Origin of the sequence: Streptomyces sp. NPDC093252 (assembly GCF_040683675.1) — a bacterium.
GTDB lineage: Bacteria > Actinomycetota > Actinomycetes > Streptomycetales > Streptomycetaceae > Streptomyces.
The window spans coordinates 14,840-27,757 of the sequence record NZ_JBFBEM010000030.1; the positions used below are offsets into that span (position 1 = coordinate 14,840).

2 protein-coding genes (1 of these 2 running past the window's edge) are annotated in these 12,918 nt (G+C 73.0%); both read right to left on the bottom strand.

The features are described 5' to 3' along the window. The coding region annotated (locus tag AB0O01_RS36345; RefSeq protein ID WP_365320390.1) for an amino acid adenylation domain-containing protein crosses the window boundary (this coding region is incomplete at its 3' end): on the bottom strand, window positions 1-2,863 show 2,863 of its 17,702 nt. Its footprint begins 14,839 nt before the window's first position. Next, complete coding sequence (locus AB0O01_RS36350; protein ID WP_365320391.1) at window positions 2,860-12,888, bottom strand: amino acid adenylation domain-containing protein; 10,029 nt, start codon at window positions 12,886-12,888, stop codon at window positions 2,860-2,862. The genes AB0O01_RS36350 and AB0O01_RS36345, both read right to left, overlap by 4 nt. Window positions 12,889-12,918 lie beyond the last annotated feature (30 nt).

Here is a 12,918-nt window from a genome sequence, read left to right on the forward strand (position 1 = left end):
GGACCATGTACTCGGGCAGCCGCGAGGCCACCAGTTCCCGCAGCCGGTCGACATCCTGGGCCGAGGGGACGACATAGGCCACCAAGGCACCCTCACGGGCCACCACCGCCGCCTGGGTCACGTCAGGATGCGACAGCAGCACGGTCTCGATCTCACCCGGCTCGATCCGGAAGCCCCGCACCTTGACCTGGTCGTCCGCACGGCCCCCGAACACCAACTGCCCGTCCGCCGTCCAGCGAGCGAGGTCCCCGGTCCGGTACATCCGCCGCCCGGCCTCGAATGGAGAGGCGACGAACCGCTCACCCGTCAGACCGGGACGGTTCACATACCCGCGCGCCAACCCCGCACCCGACACATACAGCTCACCCGTCACCCCGACCGGCACCGGCTGAAGAGCCTCGTCCAGCACAAACACCCGGGTGTTGGCGATCGGCCGCCCGAACGGCACCGGACCGCGCCGCTCACCGTCCACCTCCCCGATCGCCACAATGACCGTGCTCTCGGTCGGACCATAAGCGTGCACCAGCCGCCGACCCGCCGACCACGTCCGCGCCACCACCTCGGTGACCGCCTCCGCACCCACCACCATCGGACCCACATGCGCCAGATCCGCCGGATCCAGAACACCCAGCAGCGACGGCACGACACTGGCGGCCGTCACACCCTCCAACTCCGCCAGCCGCCGCGGCTGCTCCCGCTGCTCCTCACTCGCGATCCACAGCGACGAACCCGACGACAACGCCACCGCCACATCGAGTACGGAGGCGTCGAAGCTGAAGGACGCGAACTGCAACAGGCCCTCACCCGGACCCGCACCCATCACCGGCCCGAACACCGACACCAGATTCGCCAGACCGGCATGCGGGACCGCGACACCCTTCGGTGTCCCCGTCGACCCGGACGTATAGATCACATACGCCAGATCCCCGGCGATACCGATACCGGGAGCGTCCGCCGACTCCCCCGGCTGATCCAGATCCTCCACACCGAGGACGAGCGAGACACCCGCGTCCGCGAGCATGAACTCCACCCGCTCGGGAGGGAGTTGGGCGTCAATGGGCAGATAGGCCGCCCCCGCCTTCCACACACCCAGGATGCCGACGACCATCTCCGGGCCGCGCGGCAGCCGCAGCCCCACCACCGACTCCGGACCGACACCCCGACCCCGCAGATGGTTCGCCAGCCGGTTCGCCGCCGCGTCGAGGTCGCCGTACGACAGCTCCGTGCCGCCGCTCACCACCGCGACCGCGTCCGGCGCCGAGGCGGCGTGGCGTTCGAACGACTCGACCACCGAGGCGTCCGGCATGTCCGGGGTCGTCGTGTCGTTCCACTCCAGCAGCAGGCGGTCCCGCTCGCCGGGGTCGAGGATGTCCAGGGCGCCGAGGCGTATGTCGGGGCCCGCGCCGACGGCCGTCAGGACGCGCGCCCAGCGTTCGGCGATCTTCTCCACGGAGGCGGCGTCGAAGAGGTCGGCGGCTGCGGTCAGGGAGCCGCGTAGTCCGGCCGGGCGGCCCTGGGCGTCGAACTGCTCACCGACGACGATCTCCAGGTCGAACTTGGCCGGGACGATCACCGGCGCGCCCAGGGTCTGGCCGCCGCGCGCGGCGCGTACGTCGGCCAGGTCGAGGGCCGAGCGGCGGGTGTTCTGGACGGTGAGCATGACCTGGAAGAGCGGGTTGCGGCTCAGGGAGCGGGAGGGGGCGAGTTCCTCGACCAGACGTTCGAAGGGGACGTCCTGGTAGTCCAGGGCGTCGAGGCTGGCGTCCCGCACCCGGCGCAGGGTCTGCCGGAACTCGGGGTCGCCGGACAGGTCGGTGCGGATGACGAGAGTGTTGACGAAGAAGCCGACCAGGTCGTTGAGGGCCTCGTCGGTGCGGCCCGCGACGGCCGAGCCGATGGGGATGTCGGTGCCGGCGCCGAGCCGGGAGAGCAGGACCGCGAGGGCGGCCTGGACGACCATGAAGAGGGTGGCGCCCTCTTCGCGGGCGAGGTCGGTGAGGCGCTGGTGGACCTCGGCGGGGACGTGCAGGGGGACGCGGTGGCCCCGGTGGCCGGGGGCGGCGGGGCGGGGCCGGTCCACGGGCAGGGGCAGTTCCTCCGGTGCGCCCGCCAGGGTGCGCCGCCAGTAGTCGACCTGTCCGGCGACCAGGCTGTCGGGGTTCTCGCCGTCGCCGAGCAGTTCGCGCTGCCAGAGGGTGTAGTCGGCGTACTGCACCGGGAGAGGCTGCCAGCCGGGGGCTTCACCGCGCAGCCGGGCCGCGTAGGCCGTCGACACATCGCGGGCCAGGGGTGCCATGGACCAGCCGTCGCCGGCGATGTGGTGGACGGAGAGGACGAGCAGGGCGCCGCCGCCCTCGGGGTCGTCCGGGGCGGTTCCGGCGGCGGTGTGCGGGGCGGCTCCGGCGCTGGTGTGCGGGGCGGGCGCGGTGGCGGTATCCGGCTCGGGCGCGGTGGCGGTGTGCGGGGCGGCTCCGGCGGTGGTGTCCGTGGCGGGCACGGTGTCGGTGTCCGTGAGCAGGAGCCAGGCGCGGATGGGGATCTCGGTGGACAGGTCGAAGCCGGTCCAGGCGACCTCTTCGGCCGCCGCGGCCAGTGCGGCGGGGGCGACGCGCCGCACCTGGAGGTCCCAGTCCAGGTCGTCCGGGGCCAGGATGTGCTGGTAGGGCTCGCCGTCGTCGGCGACCTTGAAGAGGGTGCGCAGCGATTCATGGCGGACGATCACGTCCCGCAGCGCGGCGTCGAGTGCCTCGACGTCCAGGTCCCCGGTGAGGGTGACGACCAGCGGGAGGTTGTAGGTGGGAGTCGGGCCTTCCAGCCGGCTCAGGAACCACAGCCGCCGCTGCGCATACGACAACGGAATCATCGCTCGTTCTCCTTACGCATGGGACGCAATGCCGGCCGAGCCGACTTCTGGGTGCCCAACTTCGCCGCCAGCGCCGCCGGGGTCGGCGCCTCGAAGAGGGTTCGGATCTTGACGTCCACGCCCAGCCTGGCGCGGATGCGGGACAGCAGCCGGATGGCGAGCAGGGAGTGTCCGCCGAGGTCGAAGAAGCTGTCGTCGACCCCTACCGAGTCCGGTTCGCGTTCGAGGACTTCGGCGAACACTTCGCTGAGGACCGCTTCCTTCTCGTTGGCGGGCTCGCGTCGGGTCGGGCCGGTCGCCGCCGTGCTGCCGGGGGCGGGGAGCGCCTTGCGGTCGAGTTTTCCGCTGGCCGTCAGCGGGAGTTCGGGCAGCGGGACGATGGCCGCGGGGACCATGTGGTCGGGCAGGAGGCGGGTGAGGTGGCGGCGGAGGGCGGCGATGCCCTGTTCGGCGCCGGGGGGTGGTGCCGTTGTCGTGGGGTCGTCGGCCTGGTGGGTGGGGGGTGGGGGGCCGGCGCTGGTGTCGGTGCGGGTTCGGGTGCTGGTGCTGGTCTGCTCCGGGGCGCCGGGGTCGCCCGTGTCCGTGGCGGTGGTCGTCTCCGGCGCTTGCGGTGTCTCGGGGACGACGTAGGCGATCAGGCGGGTGTCTCCGGGGGTGTCGGTGCGGGCGACGACGGCGGCGTGGGCGACGGCGAAGTGGCTGAGCAGGGCGGCCTCGACCTCGGCGGGTTCGATGCGGAAGCCGCGGACCTTCACCTGGGTGTCGGCGCGGCCGGCGAACACCAGCCGCCCGTCGGAGGTGCGTTTGGCCAGGTCCCCGGTGCGGTACATCCGCGCTCCGGCGGATCCGTACGGGCAGGCCACGAAGCGTTCGGCGGTCGCGGCGGGGCTGCCGACATAGCCGCGGGCCAACTGGCCGCCCGCCGCGTACAGTTCGCCGATCGCGCCGATGGGGACCGGGGCGAGGGTGTCGTCCAGGACGTAGAGGTGGTTGCCGTCGAGGGGGGTGCCGATCGGGACCACGCCCGCGTCGGCCGTCTCGGCGGTCAGGGGGGTGGTGGTGATGCCGATGGTGGTCTCGGTCGGCCCGTAGTGGTTGTGGATCGCGCGGCCGTCGGCCTCCCGTACGAGGTCGGCGACCCAGGCGGGCGGGGCGGCCTCGCCGCCGAGGACCAGGGAGCGGGCGGGCAGGATCCGCCGGACGCCGATGGCGGCGGAGAGCGCGGTGAGGTGCGAGGGCACCGCCTTGAGATGGTCGATCCGGTGGTCGCCGAGGTAGCGGGCGACGGCTTCGGCGTCCATGACCATGGCCTCGTCCAGGAGGTGGAGTTCGCCGCCGCTGATGAGGCTGAGGAACAGGACGGTGTTGCCGAGGTCGGTGAACTGCGGCTGGAGCAGCGCGTACCGTGCTCCGGCCGCCGTCCAGCCGAGGCGGTGCGACGCGGCGGCCGTGTAGTCGGCCAGTGCTCCGTGGGTGACGGCGACGCCCTTGGGGGTGCCGGTCGAGCCCGAGGTGTAGATGACGTAGGCGAGGTGTGCGGGGGCGGGGATGGGGGCGGGGGTGGAGGCAGGGGCGGGGGCGGGGGTGGTAGGGGTGGTCCGGGGGGCTGTGGGGTGGTCGGTGGGTGTGCCGGGTGCCGACGGGTCGAGGGACATCGCCGGGACGCCGCCCAGGGTGTCCGGGTCCTCACCCGCTTCCGGGGTGAGGACCAGGCGGGCGCCGCTGTCGGCGAGCATGAAGGCGATGCGGTCGGGCGGGAGGTGGGGGTCGATCGGCAGATAGGCGGCGCCGGCCTTCCAGGTCGCGAGGATCGCGGTGATCGTCGGCAGACCGCGGGGCAGGCACAGGCCCACCACGTCCTCCGGGCCGACCCCGTGGCCGCGCAGTCGCCCGGCGAGCCGGTCGGCCGCCGCGTCCAGACCGGCGTAGGACACCCGGGTGCCGTCCGCGACCAGGGCGAGGGCGTCGGGGTCGGCCCCGGCCCGGTCCTGGAACTGTTCGAGAACGGTCGGCCGGTGACCGGGTGCCACCGGGGTGCCGCCACCCGCGAGGAGCAGGTCGCGCTCCTGGTCGCCGAGGATGTCGATCTCGTGGAGCCGCAGGTCGGGGGTGGTGGTGACGGCGTCCAGGACGCGCAGGAACCGCCCGGCCATCCGGTCCGCGGCCGGGGCGTCGAACAGATCGGCGGTGACGGTCACGGCGCCGCGCAGTCCGGCGGGGCGGCCGTCGGCGTCGAAGGTCTCACCGACGGAGACGAAGAAGTCGTAGCGGCCCGGTGCCGTCGCGGCGGCGTCGGGGGCGGCCGGGGCGGATCCTTGGTTGCCGCTCTGCGTGCCGGTCAGGGTGAGGGCGGTGCGTTCGTTGTTCTGGAGGGTCAGCATCACCTGGAACAGCGGGTGGCGTCCCAGGGCCCTGGACGGGGCGAGTTCCTCGACCAGCCGCTCGAAGGGGACGTCCTGGTGGGCGAGCGCGCCGAGGCTCGCCTCCCGGACCCGGTCGAGGACCTGCCGGAAGTGCGGGTCTCCGGAGAGGTCGGTGCGGATCACGAGGGTGTTGAGGAAGAAGCCGACCAGGTCGTCCAGGGCCTCGTCGGTACGCCCGGCGATCGGGGACCCGATGGGGATGTCATGGCCGGCTCCGAGGCGGGACAGGGTCACCGCGAGGGTGGCCTGGAGCACCATGAAGGTGGTGACGCCCTCGGCGCGGGCGAGTGCGACGATCCGCTGGTGGACGGTGTCCGGCACCCCCAGGGGCACCCGGTGGGCCTGTCGGCCGGCCACCGCCGGGCGGGGGCGGTCGATGGGGAGGGTGAGTTCCTCCGGTGCCCCGGCCAGGGTGCGGCGCCAGTAGTCGACCTGGGCGGACAGCAGGCTGTCCGGGTCGGACTCGTCGCCGAGCAGTTCGCGCTGCCAGAGGGTGTAGTCGGCGTACTGCACCGGCAGTGGCGCCCAGTCGGGGGCCTCGCCGCGCAGCCGGGCCGCGTAGGCGGTGGAGAGGTCGCGGCCCATGGGGTTCATGGACCAGCCGTCGGTGGCGATGTGGTGGACGACGACCATGAGGAGGTGGGTGGGTGGGGGCGTGCCTATGCCTGTGCCGGTGTCGGTGTCGGTGTCGGTGCCTGTGGTGAGGTGGCCCTCGGCTTCGGAGGCGGCTTGGAACAGCCAGGCGCGGATGGGGAGTTCGGCCGCGAGGTCGAAGGTGTGTCCGGCGGCGCGGGCGACCTCGGCGGCGAGGTCCCCGGGCTCGGTCGGGGTCACCTCCAGCTCCCAGTCCAGGTCGTGGGGGGCGATGATGTGCTGGTAGGGCTCGCCGTCCACGGCCGGGAAGACGGTGCGCAGCGACTCGTGCCGGGCGATGACATCGCGCAGGGCCGCTGCCAGCGCCGGAATGTCGATGTCACCGCCGAGCCGGACGGGGACCGGGATGTTGTAGGTGGGTCCGGCTCCTTCGAGCTGGTCGAGGAACCACAGCCGGCGCTGCGCGAACGACAGCGGCACCCGCTCCGGGCGTGCGGCGACCGCCCGCAGGGCGCTGCGGGACCGGGTGTCCCCCTGGTTCGCGAGGCGCGCCGCGAGGGCGGCCACGGTCGGCGCCTCGAACAGGGTGCGCAGGGGCACCTCGACCCCGAGGACGGCCCGGATCCGGGACAGCAGGCGGACGGCGAGCAGGGAGTGGCCGCCGAGCTGGAAGAAGTCGTCGTCGACTCCGGCCGAGTCCAGGCCGAGCACCTGGGCGAAGGCCGCACACAGCAGTTCCTCCTGGACGGTGGCGGGCGCGCGGCCGGTGCCCGTGCCGGTGGTGTACTCGGGTGCGGGGAGTGCCCTGCGGTCGAGTTTGCCGTTGACGGTCAGCGGCAGCTCGGGCAGCGTGACGAAGGCGGCGGGCACCATGTGGTCGGGCAGCCGGGACGCCAGCAGCTCGCGCAGCCCGGTCGGCGCCCCGTCCGCCACGGGGACGATCGGTGCCCCGTCCGCCACGGGGACGACATAGGCAACCAGGGTGTCGTCACGGGCGATCACGGCGGCCTGCGCGACGTCCGGGTGGGTGAGGAGCACGGCCTGGATCTCGCCGGGCTCGACCCGGAACCCGCGCACCTTGACCTGGTCGTCGGCGCGTCCGACGAAGAGCAACTGACCGTCGTACGTCCATTTCGCCAGGTCCCCGGTGCGGTACATCCGCTGCCCCGGGCCGCCGTGGGGGCCGGCCACGAACCGTTCGCCGGTCAGGGCGGGCCGGTTCGCGTAGCCGCGCGCCAACTGCGCACCGGCCAGGTAGAGTTCGCCGGTCACGCCGGGGGGCACCGGCTCCAGGTGGTCGTCCAGGACGTACACCTGGGTGCGGGCGACGGGGGCGCCGATGGGGACCCGGCCGTCGTCCCGGTCCGGGTCGCTGGCCCAGGCGGTGACGTCGACGGCGGCCTCGGTGGGACCGTAGAGGTTGTGCAGGGCGACCCCGGTGAACGCGGTGTGGAAGCGGGCCCGGGTCTCCGGGGAGAGGGCCTCGCCGCTGCACACCACGTGCCGGAGGCTGGGCAGGTGGGCGGCGCCGGAGTGCAGGAGGAAGGCGTCCAGCATGGACGGCACGAAGTGCAGGACGGTGATCCGCCGGTCGCGGATCAGGTCGGCCACATATCCCGGGTCGCGGTGTCCGCCGGGGCGGGCCAGGACCAGGGTCGCGCCGGAGATCAGCGGGCAGAACAGCTCCCACACCGATACGTCGAAGACGACGGGGGTCTTCTGCATCACCCGGTCGCCGGCGCCGATGCGGTAGTGGTCGCGCATCCACACCAGCCGGTTGACGATGCTGTCGTGCGAGATCAGCGCGCCCTTGGGGCGGCCGGTCGAGCCGGAGGTGTAGAGGAGGTAGGCGGGGTGGTGGGGGTTGGGGGTGGGGGTGAGGGTGGGGTTCTCGGGCGGGTGCGGGAGGTCGTCGCCCATCCCCGGGTCGGGGATGCCGTCGCCGCCCATCCCCGCGTCGGGGACGCCGTCGCCGGTCGACAGCCGGGCGACCGTCGCCGCGTCGTCCAGTACGGCGACCGGTGACCCGTCCTCCAGGAGCAGGGCGACGCGCTCGGCCGGGTACGACGGGTCGACCGGCAGATAGGCCGCGCCCGACTTCAGGACGCCCCACAGCGCGACCATCAGCTCGACACCGCGCTCCAGGACGACCGCCACCACCGTCTCCGGCCCCGCGCCCCGAGCCCGCAGATGGCGGGCGACCCGGTCCGCACGGCAGTCCAGTTCCGCATACGTCAGCTCGGTGTCCTCGAACACCACCGCGACCGCGTCCGGTGTCAGACGGACCTGGGCCTCGAAGAGTTCGGGCAGCGTCGCCGACGGCATGGGCACCGCCGTGTCGTTCCAGTCGGTGAGGATGCGCTGCCGCTCGGGGGCGTCGAGGATCTCGACGGCGTGCAGCCGGATCTCCGGCGCGGCGGTCAGCCGGTCCAGGATCCGCGGGAGCAGGCGGGCCATCCGGGTGACGGTCGTCGGCGCGAACAGGTCCGTGGATCCGGTGACGAAGCCGCGCACCCCGGCGGGGCGGCCCTGGGCGTCGAAGACCTCGGACAGCGCGATGTCCAGATCGAACCGCGCGGCACCGGCCGTGACGGACGGCTCCGGTCGCTGCGGGTCGTCGCCGTGCCCGGTGGGGGCGGCCAGTGGGGAGGCGGTTCCCTCGGTGTTCTGGAGCGTCAGCATGACCTGGAAGAGGGGGTGGCGGGAGAGCGACCGCTGCGGGGCCAACTCCTCCACGAGCCGCTCGAAGGGCACGTCCTGATGGGCCAGCGCACCGAGGCTCGCCTCCCGCACCCGCCCCAGCACCTCCCGGAACTCCGGGTCCCCGGACAGGTCGGTGCGGATGACCAGGGTGTTGACGAAGAACCCGACCAGATCGTCCAGCGCCTCATCCGTACGGCCCGCGATCGGCGACCCGATCGGAATGTCCGTACCGGCCCCGAGCCGGGACATCAGCACCGCCAGCGCGGCCTGCACGACCATGAACACCGTGACGCCCTCGGACCGGGCGACCTCGGTCAGCCGCCGGTGCACCTCCGCCGGGATCCGCACCGGCACCCGGTGACCGCGATGCCCACCGACCGCCGGGCGCGGCCGGTCCGTCGGCAGATCCAGTTCCTCGGGGACCCCGGCCAGGGTGCGCCGCCAGTACTCCACCTGCGTGTGCAGCAGGCTCTCCGGGTCGGACTCCTCACCCAGCAACTCCCGCTGCCACAGTGTGTAGTCGGCGTACTGCACCGGCAGCGGCGCCCATCCGGGGACCTCGCCACGCAGCCGCGCCGCGTACGCCGTCGCCAGATCCCGGCTCAGCGGACCGCGCGACCAGCCGTCGGTGGCGATGTGATGGACGACGACCACCAGCACCCGGACATCCGGGGCGGACTCGAACAGCGAGGCGCGGATGGGGAGTTCGGAGGAGAGGTCGAAGGGGTACGCGGATGCCGCCGCCACGGCCCTGTCCAGATCGCCGACCTCGTCCAGGCCATCGGCTTCGCCCAGGCCGTGGGCATCGTCCGGGCCGTGGGCCCCTTCCGGATCAGCGACACCGTCCAGACCATCGGCCGTGGTCACGACCTCAAGCTCCCAGTCCAGGTCGCCGGGGTCGAGGACCCGCTGATACGGCTCACCGTCGACGGCCGGGAACACCGTCCGCAGCGACTCATGCCGCCCGATCACATCCCGCAGTGCGGTGCCGAGCACCTCCGCGTCGACATCCTCACTCAGCCGGATCACGGTCGGCAGGTTGTAGGTGGGGCTCGGGCCTTCGAGCTGGGCGAGGAACCAGAGCCGTCGCTGCGCGGACGACAGCGGCACCCGCTCCGGCCGCTCGACCGCCGCCCGCAGCACCGTACGGGCCCGGGTCTCCCCCTGGTCCGCGAGGCGCGCCGCGAGCGCGGCCACGGTCGGCGCCTCGAACAGGGTCCGCAGCGATACCTCGACCCCGAGAACGGCCCGGATCCGGGACACCAGCCGCACCGCGAGCAGCGAATGCCCGCCCAGCTCGAAGAACCCTTCGTCGGCTCCGACGGAGTCCAGCCCCAGTACGTGGGCGAAGGCGGAGCTGAGGAGTTCCTCGGTCACGCCCCCGCGCGCACCGCCGCCGATGCCGCTCCCGTAGTCGGGCGCGGGGAGCGCGGCGCGGTCGAGCTTGCCGTTGGAGGTGAGCGGGAGTTCCGGGACGGTGACGACGGCGGCCGGGACCATGTGCTCGGGCAGCCGCGACGCCACCAGGTCCCGTACCCCGGCGGTGTCGGTGCCGGAGCCCGCGACGATGTAGGCGACGAGACGCTTGTCGCCGGGGGTGTCCTCACGGGCGACCACCGCGGCCTGCCGAATCTCCGGGTGCGTGAGGAGAGTTGTCTCGATCTCGCCGGGTTCGATGCGGAAGCCCCGGATCTTGACCTGCGCGTCGGCACGGCCCAGGTAGAGGAGTTGACCGTCCGGGGTCCAGGTGGCGAGGTCGCCGGTGCGGTACATCCGGCGGCCGGTCTCGAACGGGGACGCCACGAACCGCTCACCCGTCAGCGCCGGGCGCGCGATGTACCCACGGGCCAGGGCGGCGCCGGAGACGTACAGCTCGCCGGTCACGCCGACCGGGACCGGGCCGAGGGTGTCGTCCAGGACGTAGAAGCGGGTGTTGGCGATGGGTGAGCCGATCGGCACCCCGCCCGTGCCGGGTGTCAGCTCGGCGGTGGCGACACCGATGGTCGTCTCGGTCGGGCCGTAATGGTTGAACACCCGGCGGCCCTCCGCCGCCGCAGCGGTCACCAGTTCCCGCACCCAGCCCGCCGAGGCCGCCTCGCCGCCGAGCACGACGGACCGGGCCGGGAGCAGGTGTTCGATGCCCGCCGCGCCGGTCAGGGCGGACAGGTGCGAGGGCACGACCTTGTACGAGTCGATCGCATGCTCCGTGAGGTAAGCCGCTACCGCTCCGGGGTCGGTGGCCGCGTCGGCCTCCAGTACGTGCAGTTGTCCGCCGGAGGCGAGGCTCGCGAAGACGACGGTGTTGCCGAGGTCGGTCACCTGCGCCTGGAGCAGCGCGTACCGGTGGCCGGGCTCCGTCCAGTCCAGCCGGGCGGAGGCCGAAGCCACGTAGTTGGCAAGGGACCCCTGGGTGACCCCGACGCCCTTCGGCGTCCCCGTCGAACCCGAGGTGTAGATCACATACGCCAGGTCCAGGGGGTCAGCAGCGGGCGGTGCCTCGAAGGCCGGCGCCTCCGGCAACTCGTCCAGCGACAGCACCGGGACCCCCAGCGTGCCGTCCACCTCGCCGTCCAGCACGACCACCCGGGCGCCACTGTCCGCCAGCATGAACGCCAGCCGCTCGGCGGGCATCGTCGGGTCGATCGGCAGATAGGCCGCCCCCGCCCGCCACACACCCAGGATCGCCGCGATCATCCGAGCGCCCCGGGGCAGGCACAGACCCACCACCGAGTCCCGCCCGACACCCGCCGCCACCAGACCGGCCGCCACCCGGTCCGTCTCCGCAGCGAGCCGGGCGTACGTCAACTCCTCGCCCTCGGCGACCAGCGCCACCGCCTCCGGCGACTCCTCGGCCCGCCGCAGGAACCGGTCCAGGACGCTCGCTTCCGCACCGGTCGTCGTCGTGGCGTTCCACTGGTGGAGGACGAGGTCACGCTCACCCGGCGCCAGTACGTCGACCGCGCTCAGGGTGGTGTCGGGGGCTGCGGTCAGCGTCTCGACGACCTTGGTGAACCACTCCGCGATCCGCGCGGCGCTCGACGCGTCGAACAGGTCTGCTGCCGCCGTCAGCGATCCCCGGAACCCGGCCGGACCGCCGTCCGCGTCGAACTCCTCCGACACCGACAGCCCGAGATCGAACCTCGCCGAGGCCGTCCCCGCACCACCCGCCGCCGCGCCACCGGCCCTCGCGGCGGCATCGGTCAGCTCCAGCGACCCCCGGTCGGTGTTCTGCACGGTCAGCATGACCTGGAAGAGGGGGTGGCGGGAGAGCGACCGCTGCGGGGCCAACTCCTCCACGAGCCGCTCGAAAGGCACGTCCTGATGGGCCAGCGCCCCGAGGCTCGCCTCCCGCACCCGCCCCAGCACCTCACGGAACTCCGGATCTCCCGACAGGTCGGTGCGGATCACCAGGGTGTTGACGAAGAACCCCACCAGATCATCCAGCGCCTCATCCGTACGGCCCGCGATCGGCGACCCGATCGGAATGTCCCGGCCTGCCCCGATCCGGGACAGCGTCACCGCGAGCGCGGCCTGCAACACCATGAACGCGGTCACGCCCTCGGACCGGGCCAGAGCGGCGAGTCGCTGATGTGCGGCAGCGGAGAGCCGCAGCGGCACGACATGCCCGCGATGACTGCTGACCGCCGGGCGCGGCCGGTCCGCCGGCAACGCGAGTTCCTCGGGCACTCCGGCCAGGGTCTGCCGCCAGTACTCCACATGGGCCGACAGCAGACTCTCCGGGTCGGACTCCTCACCCAGCAACTCCCGCTGCCAGAGGGCGTAGTCGGCGTACTGCACCGGCAGCGGCGCCCAGTCGGGGGCCTCGCCGCGCAGCCGGGCCGCGTACGCGGTGGAGAGGTCCCGGCTCAGGGGTGCCATCGACCAGCCGTCGCTCGCGATGTGATGCATCACGACCAGCAGCAGATGCTCGTCCGGCCCCGACGGGAACAACCACGCCCGGATCGGCAGCTCGGCCGAGAGATCGAAGGCGTACCGCGAGGCCCGTTCCACGGCCTCGGCGAGGTCACCGGTCTCTCCCTCGACCTGGAGTTGCCAGTCGAGGTCTTCGGGGTCGAGGATCCGCTGGTACGGCTCCCCGTCGACGGCCGGGAACACCGTCCGCAGTGACTCATGCCGCCCGATCACATCCCGCAACGCGGTGTTCAGCACGGCGACATCGACACCCGTCAGGCGGATCGGCACCGGGAGGTTGTACGTGGGGGACGGCCCTTCGAGCTGACCCAGGAACCACAACCGCCGCTGAGCGAAGGACAACGGGACCCGCTCCGGACGCCCCGCAACCACCCGCAGAGCCGTACGGGCCCGGCCGGTGCC